At 42.6% G+C, this 20,013-nt stretch carries 14 protein-coding genes; 8 read left to right on the plus strand and 6 right to left on the minus strand.

Annotation, left to right across the window (positions count from 1 at the left end; translation table 11 throughout):
• Genes rng through tldD form a run of 4 tightly spaced genes read left to right on the plus strand, consistent with a single transcriptional unit; the run spans position 1 to position 7,586 of the window.
• Positions 1 to 1,473: a ribonuclease G gene (gene rng, locus AN213_RS03990; RefSeq protein ID WP_054563357.1), complete on the plus strand. Its 1,473-nt coding sequence runs from the start codon at positions 1 to 3 to the stop codon at positions 1,471 to 1,473.
• A complete protein-coding gene (locus tag AN213_RS03995) occupies positions 1,473 to 5,330 on the plus strand; it encodes a YhdP family protein (protein ID WP_055197566.1) in 3,858 nt (1,285 codons plus the stop codon). The genes rng and AN213_RS03995 overlap by 1 nt, the downstream gene beginning before the upstream one ends.
• Positions 5,320 to 6,150, plus strand: a complete 831-nt coding sequence (locus AN213_RS04000) for a carbon-nitrogen hydrolase family protein (RefSeq protein ID WP_055197569.1) — start codon at positions 5,320 to 5,322, stop codon at positions 6,148 to 6,150. Before AN213_RS03995 ends, AN213_RS04000 begins: the two co-directional genes overlap by 11 nt.
• Entirely contained in the window at positions 6,147 to 7,586 is a 1,440-nt protein-coding gene (gene tldD, locus AN213_RS04005; protein ID WP_055197571.1) for a metalloprotease TldD, read from the plus strand. The genes AN213_RS04000 and tldD overlap by 4 nt, the downstream gene beginning before the upstream one ends.
• A gap of 54 nt (positions 7,587 to 7,640) precedes the next feature.
• Here the strand turns inward: tldD and AN213_RS04010 are convergent, their stop codons facing one another.
• Positions 7,641 to 8,372 carry a glutaredoxin family protein gene (locus AN213_RS04010; protein ID WP_054563361.1) on the minus strand — a complete coding sequence of 244 codons (732 nt, stop codon included), beginning with the start codon at positions 8,370 to 8,372 and terminating at the stop codon, positions 7,641 to 7,643.
• Positions 8,373 to 8,590: 218 nt separating this feature from the next.
• Positions 8,591 to 9,952 carry a glutathione-disulfide reductase gene (gorA, locus tag AN213_RS04015; RefSeq protein ID WP_054563362.1) on the minus strand — a complete coding sequence of 454 codons (1,362 nt, stop codon included), beginning with the start codon at positions 9,950 to 9,952 and terminating at the stop codon, positions 8,591 to 8,593.
• Positions 9,953 to 10,103: 151 nt separating this feature from the next.
• On the opposite strand from gorA, the gene prlC reads away from it, so the two are divergent.
• From prlC to AN213_RS04035, 4 genes are all read left to right on the plus strand, one after another.
• Positions 10,104 to 12,155, plus strand: coding sequence for an oligopeptidase A (prlC, locus tag AN213_RS04020; protein ID WP_055197573.1), 2,052 nt, complete (start codon positions 10,104 to 10,106; stop codon positions 12,153 to 12,155).
• 109 nt (positions 12,156 to 12,264) lie between these two features.
• Positions 12,265 to 13,443 carry a two-component system response regulator gene (locus AN213_RS04025; protein WP_055197575.1) on the plus strand — a complete coding sequence of 393 codons (1,179 nt, stop codon included), beginning with the start codon at positions 12,265 to 12,267 and terminating at the stop codon, positions 13,441 to 13,443.
• 43 nt (positions 13,444 to 13,486) lie between these two features.
• Entirely contained in the window at positions 13,487 to 14,242 is a 756-nt protein-coding gene (locus AN213_RS04030; RefSeq protein WP_054563365.1) for a class I SAM-dependent methyltransferase, read from the plus strand.
• A gap of 149 nt (positions 14,243 to 14,391) precedes the next feature.
• On the plus strand, positions 14,392 to 16,332 hold the full coding sequence (locus AN213_RS04035; protein WP_055197578.1) for a methyl-accepting chemotaxis protein: 1,941 nt from the start codon (positions 14,392 to 14,394) through the stop codon (positions 16,330 to 16,332).
• A gap of 104 nt (positions 16,333 to 16,436) precedes the next feature.
• Here the strand turns inward: AN213_RS04035 and AN213_RS04040 are convergent, their stop codons facing one another.
• From AN213_RS04040 to AN213_RS04055, 4 genes are read right to left on the minus strand one after another with little or no spacing between them, the layout of a single operon-like run.
• Positions 16,437 to 17,282 (minus strand): fumarylacetoacetate hydrolase family protein, encoded by an 846-nt coding sequence (locus AN213_RS04040; RefSeq protein WP_055197580.1) that lies wholly within the window; start codon positions 17,280 to 17,282, stop codon positions 16,437 to 16,439.
• Between the two features lie 17 nt (positions 17,283 to 17,299).
• Positions 17,300 to 18,076 (minus strand): SDR family NAD(P)-dependent oxidoreductase, encoded by a 777-nt coding sequence (locus AN213_RS04045; protein ID WP_054563368.1) that lies wholly within the window; start codon positions 18,074 to 18,076, stop codon positions 17,300 to 17,302.
• A 23-nt stretch (positions 18,077 to 18,099) separates the two neighbouring features.
• Positions 18,100 to 18,963 carry an amidohydrolase gene (locus tag AN213_RS04050; protein WP_055197582.1) on the minus strand — a complete coding sequence of 288 codons (864 nt, stop codon included), beginning with the start codon at positions 18,961 to 18,963 and terminating at the stop codon, positions 18,100 to 18,102.
• Positions 18,964 to 18,973: 10 nt separating this feature from the next.
• Positions 18,974 to 20,005, minus strand: a complete 1,032-nt coding sequence (locus AN213_RS04055) for an aldo/keto reductase (protein WP_054563370.1) — start codon at positions 20,003 to 20,005, stop codon at positions 18,974 to 18,976.
• Positions 20,006 to 20,013: the final 8 nt, after the last annotated feature.

The following is a 20,013-nucleotide window of genomic DNA, read 5'->3' on the forward strand; positions in this document are numbered from 1 at the left end:
ATGAGCACCGAATTACTGATCAACGTTACACCGAGCGAAAGTCGCGTTGCGCTTATCGAAAATGGCGTACTGCAAGAAATCCAACTAGAGCGTATTGGCAACCTTGGGATTGTGGGCAATATTTACTTAGGTAAAATCAGCCGTGTATTACCGGGTATGCAGGCTGCGTTTGTCGATATTGGCTTAGAGAAAGCCGCCTTTTTACATGCATCAGACATTGTAAACAGTGCCTCAATTGTAGAAGGCGTTGATGAGCAGCCAATCAAAAAAGTACAAGATATTCGTGAGCTTGTGCGCCAAGGCCAACATATCATGGTGCAAGTGGTTAAAGACCCGCTAGGAACCAAGGGCGCGCGCTTAACAACCGATATCACTATTCCTTCTCGTTATTTAGTGTTTATGCCAGATGCAACACACGTAGGTGTAAGCCAGCGCATTGAAACCGAAGAAGAACGTTCGCGTTTAAAGAAAATTGTTGCCGAATATGGTGATGATGACGGCAGCTTTATTGTTCGTACCGCAGCAGAAGGGGCGTCGGAAGCTGAGCTACGTCACGATGCGGAATTCTTAAAAAAACTGTGGCAAAAAATCGTCACTAAGCGCAAAAAAACCAGTAAAGAAAGCATCTTGCATGAAGACTTAACACTGGCGTTTCGAACTCTACGTGACTACGTAGGTGAAGACATGGAGCGTATTCGTGTTGACTCAAAACTAACCTATCAAGAGCTTAAAGAGTTTACTGAAGAATTTGTGCCGCTGTTATCGGGAGCATTAGAATACTACCCAGGTGAGCGACCTATTTTCGATTTATTCGATGTTGAAACCGAGATCCAAAAAGCACTGCATCGTAAAGTTGAGCTTAAATCGGGTGGTTATTTAATTATCGACCAAACCGAAGCGATGACAACCGTTGATGTAAATACCGGTGCGTTTGTTGGCCATCGTAACCTAGAAGAAACCATTTTTAATACTAATATCGAAGCGACCTCAGCAATTGCTCGTCAGCTACGTTTACGTAATTTAGGCGGCATCATTATCATCGACTTTATCGATATGGTTAGTGATGAGCACAAACGCCGGGTCTTGCACTCACTTGAGTCTGCACTTGCAAAAGATCGTGCAAAAGCCAACATAAACGGCTTATCTGCACTAGGCTTAGTAGAGATGACCCGCAAGCGTACCCGCGAAAGCTTAGAGCACATTCTTTGTGATGTGTGTCCTGCGTGTTCAGGGCGCGGCTCGCAAAAAACGGTAGAAACGGTTTGCTACGAAATCTTGCGTGAAATCGTTAGGGTAAACCGTGCTTATGCAGCTGATAAGTTTATGGTTTACGCAGCTCCTTCGGTAAGCGAAGCATTGATCAACGATGAGTATCACAACCTTGCTGAGCTGGAACTATTTATCGGTAAGCAAGTCAGTATTCAAACAGAGAGTTTATATAACCAAGAACAGTTTGATGTGGTAATGATGTAATGAAGGCAAAAACGGTCTGCTTTTATTGTTTACGTAAGTTATGGCAAGTATTTGCCATTACTCTCGTACTGCTGGCCGTTATTGTCTCTGTGGTAAAGTATTCACTGCCATACGCAAATGATTATAAAGATGACATTGAAGCGTTTTTGTATGAACGCTTTGATGTAAATTTAGCGATTGGCTCAATCTCAGCCAGTTGGCATGGCCAAGGTCCAGCCTTAGTCATCGAAGATATTTCTTTTGAAGATAACCAAACCTCACCGATTGCACTCACCATTGATAAAGCGAGCCTTGAAGTTAATTTATGGGAGTCAGTAAAAACCCGTCAGCTTAAATCGAACTATTTTGTGATCAATGGTTTTCATGCTGATGTTGATTTACCCACTATGCTTGATTTGGGGAATAACCAGCAAACCAGCAACTTTGAGCAAAAAGAACTAATCGAAGGCTTATTCCTTGGTGAAACTGGTCACTTTGCGGTGCAAGACAGTAGCCTTAATTTTACCCTCAATGATGGTAAAGAGCGCAAGCTGATACTCGAAAACATTGTCTGGCAAAATACTCCTGAGCAACATCAAGGCTCAGGCACGTTAGCCTTACCGGGAATTTCTGTTGGTAGCTTTGACGCCCGCATGGCGCTGAATGGTTCGACTCTTGAAACCATGGCTGGCGATATCTATGTGCAAGCAGCGAACGTTGATGTATCTAAGTGGCTGGCGCAATATATTAATACCGACAAGCAGCAGCTTACTTCAGACATCAATTTACAAACCTGGTTTAGTCTTGAAAAAGGCCTGATCAGCGATGTAAAAGTGCAGTGGCTACCGAGCTTTATCAATTGGCAACAAAACCAAGAAGCACACCAAATCAGTTTAAGCGAAGGTGGTTTTCATTTATTTCCTAAGCAAAATGGCTGGCGCTTAAAAAGCACCGGGCTCACCTTTGAAAGTGATTTAAAACAATGGCCAACCTTACAGTTTGAAGCTCAACTTGGCGATAAAAGCCAAATTTGGTTAAAGCAATTTGATTTTGCATTACTGGCAAAGTTATCGCAGTTAAGTAATTTTGAAGTACTTGCCCCGTTTTTAGCCCGTCAACCCAATGGTCAGTTAAGTGATGCCTATCTTGAGTTGGGTCAGCAGGATAACTGGCAACTTTGGTTTCAGGGCGAACAAATCAATTGGCTGTCCCTGCAGGGCATTCCTGGCGGTCAGGCGATTCGTGTTGATGGCTTAATTAATCAATCAGCTGGGCGAATTCAGCTATATGGCGAGAACAATCAACTGCTAACGAACGGCAGCTTTAGCCAAGATATTGCCTACAATCAATTAAATGTAGAGCTCGACCTTCACCATTACGATGATGGCTGGCGCATTAGTAGCGATAATATCTGGCTTGATAACGACGAAGTGACTGTGGCTGCTGAGATGATGCTCAGCCTGACCGATGAACCGCGGTTAGATTTATATGCTGAAGCCTATGCCCCTGATGCCAAAGTCGCTGGGCATTATTTCCCGTTACCTGTAATGAGCGAAAAGCTGGTTAATTACCTTAATGACGCAATTAAGGGCGGTGAAGTCAATAAAGCTCAAGTGCTGTTTTCAGGGCCATTTAAAGGTTTCCCGTTTAAAGAGCAGCAAGGTCAATTTGAAGTGTTAGCGAATGTTGAAAACGCTAAATATAAGTTTTCACCAAGCTGGCCAGAAGTTGAAGATGCCAACGTCATTTTACATTTCGAAAATGAACGCATGGATATCTATAGCAAGTCGGGCAAACTGGTTAACCTCTCTCTAGGGGAGAGTGTTCATGTCAGTATTGCTGATTTAATGAATGCAGATATCCTAAAAGTTGCCATTAATAAACGTGCTCATGGCGACAAGCTTAACCCGTTCTTTACGGCGACTCCGCTTGCTAAACCTTTGGCGAGTGTTTTTGAAGTTGTGCAACCACAAGGCGAAGCGACGGCCGATATTGAGTTGTTGGTTAATTTACGTTCGGGTCATGTTGATGCGATTGGTGAAGTTGAATTAGCTAATATTCCGGTTTACCTTGCACAGCCAGGGATCACGCTTAACCATATGACCGGTATTGTTAAGTTTAATAACGATAAAATCGACTTAAAAAATGCCAAAGCAGATTGGATGGGCATGCCACTCACAGCAAACTACAACAGTGAAAATGTGGCTGACACCTATCGCGCCGAAATTGAGGTAAAGCTGGGCCTTGAAGCTGAGCCTTTAATTGAACAAGCTCATGGTTTACTGGCCGGTTACTTAAGCGGTCAAAGTGATGTTGATATTAATGTGTCGCTTAACTTTTTACCAAATGACTTTAATTACCGCGCTGATGTGAGTGGTAATTTAATCGGTGTGACCAGCAAGCTGCCTGCACCTTATAACAAAAGCGCAGAGCAGAAATGGCCATTAACCGCAGTGGTACAGGGCGACCGTATTTCTAACTTGATCACCGCTAATGTTGATGAGCAGTTATTCTTTAATGCGATCTTAGATAACGGTGAAAAGAAATTTAGTAATGCCCATTTAATTTTAGGTGCGCAAGATTTAGGGCTTAATCGTGAAGGTTTTGCGGTATCTATCGATTTACCAAAAACCGAAATAGTGCCTTGGTTTGGCTTAATTGATCAAATTATTGCGCTTACCAAAGTTAAGTCTGATGCGCCAAGTGTGATGCCTGCGTTCAATAACGTAACGGGTAAATTTAACAAACTAGCACTACACAATATCGACTTTAATGATTTTGAATTTCGCTTAGCACCAAAGCAATCAGATTTAGAGCTAAAGCTAAATGCCAAAGAATTACGTGCCGACGCGCTTATTCCAACCGGTGAAACGCGCAGACCAATTCAAATTTTTACAGACTACCTGCGTATTAATTTTAACGAAGCCACAGAGCAAACAGAGCAAGACGCTGAACCAGAAGATTTAAGCTGGTTAACCCGAGTCCCAGCCATCGAGTTTAACTGTGAAGATTGTAAAGTGGCTGAGTATCAGCTTGATAAAATTAAAAGCAGCTTAGTTGGGGAGAACGATAAACTCTTGTTTACTGAGCTGGTCATCGACAAAGGTGACCACGTATTACGTGGTAAAGGACAATTTGCTGATGGGCAAACACGCTTTAGTGGTAACTTACAAAGTGACGATATTGGCGAGTTATTTGATGAGTTTGATATCACCACCACAGTAAAAGATTCAGATGCCAATATTAAGTTTGATCTTGCATGGCAAGGCGCACCTTATAGCTTTGATGTACCAAGTTTAGCTGGTGAATTAGATTGGCGTTTAGGTGAAGGGCACCTTGCTGAAATCAGTGATGGTGGTGCGCGAGTATTCTCTTTACTGAGTTTAGATTCGTTAGTGCGTAAGCTGAAACTCGATTTTAGAGATGTATTCTCGAAAGGCTTTTTCTATAACAGTATGCAAGGCACCATGCAGCTAGAAAAGGGCATAGCTTACACTCAAGATACCAAGCTTGATGGTGTACCTGCCGATCTAACGATTAAAGGCCATACAAACTTAAACACCTTTGAAATTGATTACGACCTAGCGGTTGCGCCGCAGGTGACGTCGAGTATTCCAGTGATTGTGGCATGGATGGTAAACCCGGTAAGTGGTCTTGCAGCGCTGGCAATCGATAAAGTGATTCATTCGGCGCGGGTGATCTCAGAGATCAACTTTAAAGTAACAGGTAGTATGAACGATCCTGTCGTTGAAGAAGTAGATCGTAAGAGCCGTGAAGTGACGTTACCGCAAGCCGCGCAAAGTCAGCCGCAGTCGTCGACGCAACTAAAATTAAAAGATGCCGCATCTTCAGCGAGTTTAGATAACAATGAAGGCTAATCCTCCACCACAGGTTGTTGCTGTGCAAATGTGCTCAAGCATGAATGCTGAGCAAAACCTCGCTTTTTTAGCACAGACATTATCAACGCTTCCTGCAACTCGGCCATTGCTAGTGTGTTTACCCGAAAGCTTTTTGATCTTTAGTAAGCAAAGCCAAGCAAGTTATGAATTAGGTCTGCAAAGTGAGTCATATAAAGCGAAGCTTGCTGATTTATGTAAGCAACATGATATTTGGTTAGCTGCTGGCACCCTGCCTGTTTCACAGCAAAATGGTAAGTATTTAGCCGCCTCGTTTTTATTTAACAACCAAGGCGATGTGGTTGCGCAGTACAATAAAATTCACTTATTTGATGTGGATGTTGCCGACACTACGCGCAGTTACCGAGAGTCTGATGCGACGCAAGCAGGCAATGATATTGTGGTGGTCGACTCGCCATTTGGTAAAATTGGCTTAGCAGTATGTTATGATCTACGTTTTAGTGGCTTATTCACCGCCATGCAGCGCCAAGGGGCTGAGCTTATTTTAGTGCCCAGTGCCTTTACCACATTCACCGGTGCTGCTCATTGGCATATTTTATTAGCTGCGCGGGCAATCGAAACTCAATGCTATGTGGTTGCCGCAGCACAGTGGGGCGAGCATGAAAATGGCCGCCACACTTATGGTCACAGCATTATTATTTCACCATGGGGAGAAACGCTCAGTGAGCTTGCCTCTGGTACCGGGTTTATCAGCCATGAGCTTGATTTAAACCGCTTGAATACAATTCGCCAAGACATGCCTGTGCAGTCTCAGCAACGATTTAGAGAGCATTTATTATGAACACGGTTGAACAGCATTTATTACATGACAGCCAACTTACGAGAGAAGAATTAGAAAAAACGCTCGCTTTTATTCATCAACATCAAGTTGATTATGCCGACCTGTATTTTCAATCGAGCCACCACGAATCTTGGGTGCTTGAAGATGGCTTAGTGAAAGAAGGCTCATACAACGTTGAGCGTGGTGTGGGTGTGCGTGCTGTTAGCGGTGAAAAAACCGGTTTTTCATACTCAGATGCGATTAACCTTGAAGCGTTAAACAAAGCAGCAACGGCAGCGCGCAGCATTGCTAATGCAGGCGAAAACAAAACGATTCAAGTATTCAGTGATGTTGCTGCTAAAGAGCAGTATGCACCGCATCAACCAATTCAAAGCATGAGCAACGATGACAAAGTAAGCCTGCTACGCGAACTTGAAAACTATATTCGTCAATTAGCACCGGATGCTGAGCAAGTGATCAGTTCAATGTCGGCGGTTTATGAAGAAGTATTAATTGCTGCAAGTGATGGCACCTTTGCCACCGATATTCGCCCGCTTATTCGCTTAAACTGTTCTGTCTTACTTGAGAAAAACGGTCGCCGTGAGCGCGGTGGTGCAGGGGGCGGTGCGCGTTTAGATTATGGCTATTTTAAAGAATTAGTCGATGGCAAACCGCGTTGGATGGAATACGCCGAAGAAGCTGTTCGCCAAGCAAAAGTAAACCTAGAAGCAGTCGATGCACCTGCGGGTAGCATGGAAGTCGTACTAGGTGCAGGTTGGCCGGGTGTGTTACTACACGAAGCGGTAGGCCATGGCCTAGAAGGTGACTTTAACCGTAAAGGCGCATCGGCGTTTAGCGGTAAAGTAGGTCAAAAGGTGGCATCTGAGCTGTGTACAGTCGTGGATGATGGCACCATTGCTGATCGCCGTGGTTCATTGAACGTGGATGACGAAGGGACACCAGCTGCGTATAACGTGCTTATTGAAAACGGTATTCTAAAAGGCTACATGCAAGATAAGCTAAATGCCCGTTTGATGGGTGTTAACCCTACTGGTAATGCGCGCCGCGAATCCTACGCTCATTTACCTATGCCACGTATGACCAACACCTATATGCTAGGTGGCGAGCACAGCCAAGCCGATATTATCAGCTCGGTAAAAAAAGGTATCTTCGCGCCTAATTTTGGTGGCGGCCAAGTGGATATTACGTCAGGTAAGTTTGTATTTAGTGCCTCTGAAGCCTACTTAATTGAAAACGGTAAAATCACACAACCTATCAAAGGTGCAACACTGATTGGCAATGGCCCAGAAGTGATGCAGCAAATTTCGATGGTAGGTAATGACTTAGCGCTTGATAAAGGTGTTGGCGTGTGTGGTAAAGATGGCCAAAGCGTTCCTGTTGGAGTGGGCCAACCTAGCCTTAAAATTGATAACTTAACTGTGGGTGGTACGGCTTAATAACCCTCACTAATAGTGAAAATGAACGCGAGGGTAATCCCTCGCGTTTTTGTATTAGCTAAATAGCATCCATATACCTGCGGCAATCATAAATAAGTTTTCACTCAGAGAGATAAAGCCGAGCGGCACATTACTGTCGCCACCAACACAGGCGCATTTCAGCTCTCGTTTATCGATATACACAGCCTTAATAACCGATACCGCACCTATACCACCAATAAATAATGAAAAGGGTGCAACAGCTAAGGCGGGTAATTTAGCCACCATACCTATCGCTACATACGCCTCGATAAATGGATAAACATAGGCGTAGGGCACGACACGCATGGCCAATAGGTCATAGGTAATAAATGAGTTAGAAAAGCTGAATAAATCTTGCAGCTTTTGTATCGCTAATACCGCCATTGATAATGCAACGAACAGCATTAGGTTCTGCATAGAAAATAAAGTCTCACCGCTGGCATAAGTAAAACCACAGCTTAGTAGCATGGCCATTGCAAAAATCGCTAAAACAGGCGTGTAACTGGTGCCTTGTTGGCCAGCCTCAGGCAGATTAAAAAAGTCGCGCAAATCATCGTAACCACCAATGCGTTTATCATTGATAAAGGTTTGTGGTGTAGTTTTTACATCATGCTGCTGTTTGAATTCGTCAGTTTGCTCACGGCTGGTTAAATGACGATCATCAACATCGTAGCCATGACGCTCTAATAAATCTTTTGATTTTAAACCGAATGGGCAAATATGCTCATCGGTCACCATGCGATATAAAATTGCAGACTTAGACACAGTGCCTCCTTGTAAAAATGCCTTGAGTACTGCGTAAAAGTTGCTTAATTACACAGTAAACAAGGACAAATTCTTGCTATAACTGGTTACTTTATTAACAGTTACAAGGTTTGTGCCAGCTTTAAGCATAAAAAAACCTTGTGGCAGCACCACAAGGTTTTAAAATTGACTCGCAACTCGCAACTCGCAACTCGCAACTCGCAACTCGCAAAGCTAGTTTATCTCATTGTTACAAACTCTTCAGAGCCAGTTGGGTGAATTGCCACAACAGCATCAAAGTCTGCTTTGGTTGCGCCCATCTTCATTGCAACAGCAAAGCCTTGGATCATTTCATCAACGGTAAAGCCAATACCGTGTAAGCCAACAACTTTTTCGTCTTCGCCAGCACACACTAGCATCATGTTACATGCTTGACGGTGCTGAGTAACTGCTGTGTACATTGCTGCAAAGCTTGATTTATATACTTTAACGTTATCGCTGCCGTATTGATCAATCGCTTGCTGCTCTGTTAAACCAATTGTGCCGATTGGTGGATGGCTGAATACCACTGTAGGTACTAGCTCGTAATCCATTTTTAAATCATCAGGCAATTCTTTATTGAATAAACGCTCTGATAGAGTACGACCCGCTTTAACGGCTACTGGCGTAAGTTCAATACCGTTTTCGATGATATCGCCAACTGCGTATACGTTTTCAGCTGTGGTGTTTTGGAATTCGTCTACTTTAACGTAACCACCTTCAGTTACTTCAACACCTGCCGCTGCAAGGTTGATCTTGTCAGTTGTAGGTGTACGGCCAATTGCCCAAATAACTTCATCAACGTTTTGGCTGTGACCATTTTCAAAGTGAATTGTTAAGCTACCATCGCTTTCTTTAACCACTTCTTTTGGTGTGCACTCAGTGTGAAGAGTTGGGCCTTCTTTTGCCATAATATCGACAAGCGTATCAACAATGTATGGGTCAAAAGTACGTAGTGGTTTGTTTTTACGAACAAACAGGTGTGTTTCTGTACCAAGGCTATGAAGTACACCGGCGATTTCAACGGCAATGTAGCCTGCACCAACCACAGCAACACGCTTAGGCTGTGCGTCTAGCTCAAAGAAGCCATTTGAATCAATACCAAGCTCAGCGCCTGGGATGTTAGGAATAGTAGGGCGACCACCAACAGCAACAAGGATATGGTCTGCCGTGTATAGCTCACCGTTTACTTCAACTGTTTTGTTATCAACAAACTTAGCAAAGCCATTGATTACAGTTACACCATTGCTAGATAAGTACTTGTTGTAACCTTGGTGAATACGGCCAATATACGCTTCGCGGCTTTCAACTAATTTAGCCCAGCTGAAGCTTTTTAATTCAACATCAAAGCCGTAGTCAGGTGCATATGCGTTAATTGCTTCAGCGATTTGTGCGCCGTGCCACATTACTTTCTTTGGAACACAACCCACGTTTACACAGGTGCCACCCATGTGTTTTGCTTCAATAAGAGCGACTTTTGCGCCACGCATTGCTGCACGGTTTGCAGAGGCAATACCGCCACTACCACCACCAATTGCAATGTAATCAAAATGCTGAGCCATAGTTTGTCCTCAAAAATAGATAATTCTTTATTAATTAATCGATTTAGTAATAAGTTGATAATAGCATAATAAAGACCAAGGTTAAGCCCCTTGTATTTCATCAATTCGCCCCAACTTCAAAATCATCTTCGCATAAAATTTGAGAACGAAAATGACAATTGCAGAAAATAACCCACTCATTGGTTTAGAAGGGCTTCCGCCGTTTTCTAAAATTAAACCAGCACACGTAGTGCCAGCATTAAAAGCGGCGATTGCTGAGTGTCGTACCAAAATTGACGAGGTACTGGCAACTAAATCATACACATGGAATGATTTGGTGCTTCCGCTTGAAGAAGCTGATGACAAGTTATCACGCTTATTTTCACCGGTATCACATATGAATTCTGTCGTTAATAACGACGAGCTACGTGAAGCCTATGAGCAATGTTTGCCGTTGTTATCTGAGTATTCAACGTTTGTTGGTCAGCATCAAGGTTTATATGATGCTTACAACGCGCTTCACAACAGTGACGAATTTAAAACACTAACGATTGCCCAGCAAAAAACCATTACTAATGCACTGCGTGATTTTGAGCTATCTGGTATTGCTTTAAAGCCTGAGCAACAAAAGCGTTATGGCGAAATCAGTGCGCGTTTATCTGAGCTGGCCTCTAAGTTTGGTAATAATGTAATGGATGCCACACTCGCTTGGCAAAAGCATATTACTGATGAAAGCGAACTGGCTGGCTTACCAGAGTCTGCGTTAGCCCTTGGTGCAGATACAGCTAAAAGCAAAGAGCTAGATGGCTGGGTATTCACGTTAGATTTTCCATCTTACTTACCAATCATGACTTATGCTGATAACCGCGAGTTACGTGAAGAGTTTTACACTGCGTTTGTGACCCGTGCCTCTGATCAAGGCCCTAATGCCGGTGAATTTGATAACTCTGCCATTATGAGCGAAGAGCTTGCACTGCGTCATGAGCTTGCCGAGTTACTTGGCTTTAGCAGCTACGCTGACATGTCACTGGCAACTAAAATGGCAGAAACGCCTGAGCAAGTTTTCTCATTTTTAGAAGATTTAGCGGCTAAGTCTAAACCGCAAGCTGAGCAAGAGCTTGCTGAGCTAACAGCTTATGCAAAAGACAAGCACGGTGTGGCGGAACTTGCTGCATGGGACTACGCTTACTACGGCGAAAAACTTAAGCAAGAAAAGTACGCGATTTCTGATGAAGTACTGCGCCCATATTTCCCAGCTAATAAAGTTTTAAGTGGCTTATTCACCACAGTAAATCGCTTATTTGGTATTAGCGTTAAAGAAGTGACAGAGTTTGATACTTATCACCCTGATGTACGTTTTTTCGAAATTTACGATAGCAGCAATACCTTACGTGGTCGTTTTTATTTAGATTTATACGCTCGCGATCGCAAGCGTGGTGGTGCGTGGATGGATGACTGTATGGGTCGTAAAGTACGTGCTAACGGCGAATTACAAACCCCCGTTGCGTACTTAGTGTGTAACTTTAATAAAGCTGTGGGTGATAAGCCTGCTTTGTTTACGCATAACGAAGTGACTACTTTATTCCATGAGTTTGGTCATGGTATTCACCATATGTTGACACAAGTTGATGCTGCGCCAGTTGCAGGTATTAACGGTGTTGCATGGGATGCGGTTGAGTTACCAAGTCAGTTCCTTGAAAACTGGTGCTACGAAGAAGAAGCGCTGAGCTTTATTTCGGGCCATTACGAAACAGATGAGCCATTACCAAAAGAGTTATTAGATAAACTCCTAGCTGCGAAGAACTTTCAATCAGGTATGCAAATGCTGCGTCAGCTTGAGTTCTCGCTGTTTGACTTTACTATTCACCATACTTACAAAGCGGGTGAGCCATGTAACATTCAAGCAACTCTTGATGATGTGCGCAGTAAAACGGCCGTTGTTAAAGCGCCTGCATTTAACCGCTTTCAGCATGGCTTTAGCCATATTTTTGCAGGCGGTTACAGCGCAGGTTATTACTCTTACAAGTGGGCTGAAGTACTTTCGGCAGATGCGTTTTCTAAATTTGAAGAAGAAGGCATCTTTAACCCAGCCACGGGCGAAGCTTTCTTAAAGAACATTTTAGAAAAAGGTGGCAGTGAAGAGCCAATGGAGCTATTTAAAAAGTTCCGTGGACGCGAACCACAAGTTGATGCACTACTTAGACACAGCGGCATTGCTGCATAATAAAGTTTGTTGATCTAAAGCGCCGTAAGGCGCTTTTTTTATTAATATTTCTTCGCAAAATCACGCTCTCGTACTATCCTTCTTAAAAAAGAGTTTATAGGAATTAAGCATGTCAAAACTTGTATTAGCCATTGATGATGATAAATATATCCATCATGTGATTGAGGAATCGCTATCGGGCTTTTGCACACTGATCCATGCTAAAAATGGCGACGAAGGATTAAGACAGGCGTTAAAGTACAACCCTGATATCATCTTACTTGATATCGAAATGCCGGGTAAAACGGGCTTTGAGGTATGTAACGAATTAAAAGCTAACCCGCAAACAAAAGACACGCCTGTGATGTTTTTATCGGGTAAAGCTGACCTACCAGACCGTGTAAAAGGTTATAACGCAGGTGCTGCTGACTACATTGTAAAACCATTTAATGCTGAAGAACTCATGGCACGTATTCGCGTGTTATATCAATATCGTCAGCACTCTAAAAAGCTTAAAAGTGATGTAGAGCGAGCGCAAATCACTGCCGAAATCGCGATGACAGACTCAGGTGATATGGGTCGCATTATGCGTTACGTTGGGCAAAGCTATCATGCACACGATATCAAAGCGTTATCTGAGCATATGTTTGAGTTTTTTAATCCGATGGAGCTCGATGTCGTACTGGCGTTTTGGTATCAAGATGTTGGCGTATTTTGTAGTGCTGAGGGTGGGGTGTGTCCACTTGAGCAAGAGCTACTCGAAAAACACCGTGATGCAAATCGCTTTGTTGATTTTAGCCATCGCACTATTATTAATTACCCTAAAGTGTCGATGCTGGTTAAAAACATGCCACTAGATGATGCCCAGCTTTATGGCCGTTATAAAGATCTATTCCCGCATATTCTTGAAGTGACTAACGCCAAAGTACAAGATATGGAAAACAATGAGCGGGCACTGACTCAGGCGCAGCAAATTGGTAACTCGTTTAATGAGCTATCTGATCAAATGTACCAAAACAGTGATTCGCGCGAACATGCTGTAGAGAAATTTGCCGCCCAACTTGATGAGCTAAATAAGTCTATTGAGCAAAGTGGTTTATCGGGAAGCGACGAAGTCGCATTTCACTTGCAGCAATTAAAGCAAACTCAGCTGATTTTTACCTCACTCAATGAAGACTTATCGTTTATAAAGTTTCAGCTAAAGCACATTATCGAATCGCGTAGTGAGCTTTTAGCTAGCTTACAAAAAATGGCTGAGCCGAGTGAGACCGAAGATGTGACCTCACAAACGGATATCGAGCTATTTTAAGCCATGCTATACTGGCGGCGAATAATATAGCTCGGAGTTTTGCGTGGTAATTCATTGTCCTTTTAAAGAAATGCGTCCTTATTTAGATGCGATTGAACAGCGTTTTGGTTTGGCCAAATGGGCTGAACAAAATGCTGGCTTTTCGCTTCATTATGACGATCAAGGCTTGAGCTTGAAAAAAAAGGACGAGCCAAAGCTTGGTGCTATCCATGTTGATTTTGTAACTGGTGCCGCAGCCCATCGACGCAAGTTCGGTGGTGGTAAAGGGCAGGCTATCGCAAAAGCGGTTGGCTTAAACAAAGGTGCCACGCCAGTGGTGCTTGATGCCACTGCAGGCCTTGGTCGCGATGGCTTTGTACTGGCATCACTAGGCTGTAAAGTGATTTTGCATGAACGCCACCCTGTAGTTGCTGCGCTATTATTTGACGGCCTAGAACGCGCCTATAACGATGCTGAAATTGGCCCTTGGATGAAAGAAAACATGAGCCTAGTGTTTGGTTCTAGTCATACGTTACTGGCGCAGTGTAGTGATACTCCTGATGTTGTGTACTTAGATCCTATGTTTCCTCATCGTGAAAAATCAGCCCTCGTTAAAAAAGAAATGCGAGTATTCCAAGAGCTTGTCGGCGGAGATAGCGATGCCGATGATCTATTAGATTTTGCTTATCCGCTTGCTAGTAAGCGAGTCGTTGTAAAGCGCCCTGACTACGCCCCATTTCTAAATGATAAAACCCCGAGTATGCAAATCAAAACCAAGAAGAACCGCTTTGATGTATACGTAAAAGCTGCAATGGTCTGATACCATCCGCAATATTAAGCGAATTGGTATTTATTTAACCCTTTTGGGTTGGTTGCTCTCGCTTTTACCTGTTATTTTTTACGGTTTACATCAAATTGTCATAAAAGGTTAATATTCTACGCGCGTAACGTTACTTGGGAATATCGTTTATGCGCGTGTCATCATTTACTCGGCTATTGGCCGTTTTACTCACACTCGCCAGTATCTTACTGGCAGCCACTCTGCTCTGGGCTAGTCAAACCTTACTCGGCTTAGAGCAGCAAGATAACGCTTATAATAAGCTGAAAAACACCATCATTATTGATTTAAAAAGTTACCTTGATGATTATTTAGAGCAAGGTGACAGCCAACACTTAAATAAAGCCTCAACGCTGATAAGCGATGTTAAAAAGCGGCATTTAGCTGAGCTACCTAAAGATCTCGCGGGTCAACTAAATAGCCAACTGACGGCCCTCGATAAAGACATTAACGGTAAGTATCGCGCTTTAGGTAAGCTATCGGGTAACGAAATGGCACTGCTCGATAACTCGTTAAGACAAATGGCAGGCTCTGCCTCATCATTAATTGGCTATGCAAGTAAAGCAGAGCCGCAAACAGCGCTTGCGCTTGAATATTATCAACTTGCTGCTGACTACTACAGCGAAGTGACATCACTTGCTTTATATACTTACAAGTTAGTGATCAACTTTGATCAAGACACTAAAAACAGCCTTAATCAAAGTGTTGAAAACTTAAATGCCCTTGCTACTAAAATCGACAGACTCGAAAACCTAGGTGTAATGAGTGAAGTGGATGAAGACGCTTTATTTTTTGGCGAAGAAGCAGAAGATTTAGCCGGTGATATTAAAGCTGAGTTAACAAGCTGGCCTAAACGTTTCCCTCGTGATTTAGCATCAACACTTGAGCAAGCTGAGCAACGACAAACTGGCATGCAAGCACTGCGTAAACAAATCGGCGCGCTTTCAGCAACGGTGCTTGGTGCAGAGCAAAAACTAAAAGATGAACAAAGCGAGCTTAAGCAACAAGTGTTTATCGTGTTTTGTGTAGCCATTGGCATGCTTGTGGTTTTAGCCGCGGGTGTGTATTTCGTACAGCGTAACCAAGTGCTTAACCCTTTGCGCCAATTGCGTGATGGCTTTGCCTTCTTGATTGAAAGTAATGAGCTTAAAAACATTGAGAGTAAAAACCCGAAAACCGAGGTTGGTGAAATTGCTCATTACTTTAATCAATTGATTGAGCGCCAGCGTGGTGAGGCAGAAGAGCGAGCACAAATGCTTAAGGTTATTAATGACTTTATGCTAGAGATGAGCGAGCACTTACATACCATTGCTCAGCAAACGGATGCCAGCCACTCTCAGGTTGAACAAAACCAAGGTTTACTTACTGATATTCAACACATAGGTGAGCAGGTCAATAACATTAATGGTCAAGTTGCTGATAACGCCAAACAAACCTTTGGTGCGATGGAGCAAAGCTTAGGCTTTGCCGACAGCATGTTAACCGCAAGCTCTCGCACTGAAGAGCGCGTTGAGCAAGGTCTAGCTAGCTTAAAAGAGCTATTAAAAGGCGTTGATGATGTTGGCCAAGTTATTGAGGTGATCAAAAACATTGCTGAGCAAACAAATCTACTGGCATTGAATGCCGCCATTGAATCAGCGCGGGCAGGAGAGCATGGTCGCGGCTTTGCCGTTGTCGCTGACGAAGTGCGTAAATTAGCAAGACAAACTCAAGGCTCACTGGATGATATTAACAGCCAGCTTAGCCGCTTAAGTGAAAACTCAACTATGGTATCAACACAAATTAGTGCGCTTGCGAGTGATGCCGAGTTACAAACGCAAAATGCCCAAGAGTTAAAGCGCAACTCAGAAGGGGTTGCCGAAAATGCACAAGACGCCAATAAAGTCGCGTTTGATGCCATGGAGCTTGCAAAGCAGCAAAATGCTTTACTCGAAAACTTTAGTCAGTCAATGCTCAGCATGAAAGGTCAAGTAAGCGAATCAAATGTTCTTGTGAGCGATATTCAACAACGGTTACATCAACAAATGAATACCATTAAAGAAAGTTTGGGTCTCAGACTGGCGGAGTTATAAAGACCAGATAAAGTGTATATTTTTCTTAATCAACCTGATGATAGTTAATTAGGCTCTATGTCCTTAAGAGCCTAATTATAAGCGACTGGGGTAATTGCGCTTATTTACTCGAAAGACACAACCGTTTGTTGTTGTACACCTAAACCTTCGATTCCAAGTTTAATCTTATCGCCATGCTCTAAGTATAAAGGTGGCGTTTGGCCAAGACCAACTCCAGGAGGAGTACCTGTTGAAATAACATCGCCAGGTTGCAAACTCATAAATTGGCTAAGATAACTCACAATAAATGCAGGTTTAAAGATCATGGTTTTAGTATTTCCATTTTGAAATAGTGTGCCATTTACCTCAAGCCACATTGGTAAATTTTGTGGATCGTCAATTTCATCTTTAGTCACGAGCCAAGGACCAATAGGTCCAAAGGTATCACACCCTTTACCTTTATCCCATTGGCTACCGCGTTCTAGTTGAAAGTTTCTTTCCGATACATCATTACATACACAATAACCAGCAATATAGTCTTCAGCATGTTCTTCATCTACATAAGAGGCATGCTTACCAATAACGATAGCGAGCTCGACTTCCCAATCTAATTTTTGGCTATGTTTTGGCTTTATTATATTGTCATTAGGGCCACAAATGGCGCTAGTTGCTTTGCTGAATACTTCAGGTTCGCTGGGTATTGGCATGTTAGATTCAGCAGCATGGTCGGCATAGTTTAAGCCGATACATATAAACTTGCCCACATTACCCACGCAAGCACCAAGGCGAACAGGATCACTAACAAGAGGTAAGCTGTGTAGGTCTAGTTCGTGTAGTTTCTTTAAGGTTGAAGCTTCCAGAGTTGCCCCTTTTATATCGTCAATAATGCCACTTAGGCAGCGAATTCTTCCTTCACCATCAATGATGCCGGGTTTTTCTTGTCCTAATGGACCATATCTTAATAGTTTCATATTTACCTCTTTTAATCCTAGTTGTTTAATGTGACAAAGCCGCCATCAATTGGAAAATTACTGCCGGTGATAAATGCAGCATCATCAGAGCATAAGTAATCAATGAGTGATGCAATCTCTTCTGGTTGTCCCATTCGTCCAATGGGCTGGCTAGCAGATAGTTTTTCGAACATTTCTGCTTTGTTGTTGGGATAATTTTTCTCTAAGAAATTATCTACGAATGGAGTATGTACTCGCCCTGGAGAGATGCAGTTACATCGGATGCCATCGTTTATGTAGTCTTTAGCGACAGAGTAGGTCATGGTCAGTACGGCCCCTTTCGTCATTGAGTAGGCGAAACGGTCAGCTATTCCAACTGAAGATGCCACAGAAGCAAGATTGATGATTACCCCTGATTGTTTTTTTTTCATTTCATTTATAGTGGCATGTATGCAGTTATAGACGCCTTTAACATTGATATTGTACAAACGATCGAGATCTTGTTCGGTGGTTTGCTCAATATTGCCAATATGTGCTATGCCAGCATTATTGATAAGAATATCAATCGGGTGCTTTTCATTTATAGATTTGAATAATGCTGAAACTTGTTGGTGGTTTGCGACATCGACTGCGTAAGAAAATGCGTTTCCACCCAGAGTTAAAATTTCATCCATTACTTTATTGGCAGCATTAATATCCAAATCTACCACAAGTATTGTGATTCCTTTATTTGCTAAACGTAAACAAATACTCTTTCCGATCCCGCTACCACCGCCAGTTACAAGAGCGGTTTTTTGTGTTTTATTGTGTATCATTATTAAAAACCTTAAACAATTAATTAACGAGATAAGCAATAAAAATGGCGAGCATTATCAGCCCAAATTTTCTGTTTATCATCGTCGTTAAGAGGAGCGAGTAGATGAGTGCAGATCATGCACCAGGCTTGATAGTCACCTTGGTATTGGACAACAGGCCAGTCACTTCCCCACATGATTCTTTGAACACCAAACAGAGATAATAAAACGTCAAAACAAGCTTGATAATCAGCTGCTTGGGTATTAAAAGGGGTTGTTTCAGTCATTAATCCAGATAATTTGACATACACATTGTCACACTCGGCTAATTGACTTAGCTGTGCTTGCCAGTTTTCTGATAATGTTTTAGTTAAATTAGGTTTAGCAGCGTGATTAATGACAATCTTTAATCTGGGATGCTGCCTTGCGAGAGTGTTAATACTTGCCAGATGTTGCTCTTTTACAAGCGCATCAAATGAAATGTTATTTGCTGCCATAAAGTCAAAGGTGCCATGAAATTTTTCATTTAATATCCACTCTTTGTCTTTGATATCTTGCAGCATAGGACGAATACCTTTGAAGTATTCATTTTTCTTCATTTCTTTTAAACGAGATATGACATCATCACCTTCTAGATCAACCCAACCAACCACTCCCCCAACAAACTCAGTACTTTCAGCAAGACTGAGTAAAAAAAGGGTTTCAGCTTCTGTATCGGCTGCTTGTACTAAAATGGTTTTTTCTACATGCTGATCGCTCAGTACTTTTTCCAAGTCATGTGGTAAAAAGTTACGATAAATAGGCTCAAGCTTTGGTGTTAGCCAGTGGTAGTCGCCTCTGGAGAGATCCCAAAAATGCTGATGGCAATCGATTCGAGTCAAAGCAGTAGAGTTTGGCATATAGCTCATGGTTATTTCCTTAAATAGGGAGAGGAGCTAGGTTATCTAGTAGCTTTTCGTGTTGAAGCTGTTGCCAAAAAGCTGCAGGTATTTTTTCATTAAACAAATGTAATGTTTTCTCAACTCGGGCTGAACTACTTAATCCAGGGATAACAGAGGCAACAGCAGGGTGTGCTAAAGGAAACTGTAAAGCAGCAGCTGCTAAAGTTACATTGTGTTGTTGGCAAACATTTTCAATTTTGTCGACCCTGTTGATGGTATCCTTTGGTGCTGGGGCATAGTTGTAATAAGGGACTTTATTAGTTTTAACGCCTGTTGCGAGTATTCCTGAGTTATAAGGTCCACCTAAAATGATTGAAGCGCCGTGTTTAATGCAGTTAGGTAAAAAACCATGCAAAGGAGCTTGCTCCAACAATGAATAGCGGCCAGCAAGCAGAAAGCAGTCAAATTGCGAGATGTTCATCACTCTTTCACAAACATCGACTTCATTTACTCCAAGGCCTACGGCTTTTATTCTTCCGTCTTTTTTTAGCTCTTCAAGTGCTTTATAACCACTCGATGCAAACTGTTTAAAATAGTAATCATCCATGCTGCCATGTGTATCAGCCCCTAAATCATGAACGAGTAAAATATCTATGTGTGCAAGGCCAAGACGTTGCTGACTATCTTCAAATGAACGAATAATGCCATCATAGGTATAGTCGTATTCGGCTTCGAATGACATTGGAGTCAAAAAACCATGGCGTAACTCATTTACTTTAGCGTTAAGGTCGGGCTTTAAAATTCGGCCAACTTTGGTAGATATAACGTATTTGTCTTTGTCTAATGGACGCAAAGCATCACCTACGCGCCTCTCACTTAACCCTGCTCCATACCTTGGCGCGGTATCAAATAAGTTAATCTTTGCATCAATGGCAGACGCTAATGTTTTTCGGGCATCGTTATCAGATACTTCATGATAGAGGTTACCCATTGAAGCAGCACCAAAACCTAATGTTGAAACGTTTAATTCAGTACTACCTAAAGGACGCGTAGTTAAGTTATTTTTCATAGTTATAA

The organism is Pseudoalteromonas sp. P1-8, from assembly GCF_001399985.1.
Taxonomy (GTDB): Bacteria; Pseudomonadota; Gammaproteobacteria; order Enterobacterales; family Alteromonadaceae; genus Pseudoalteromonas.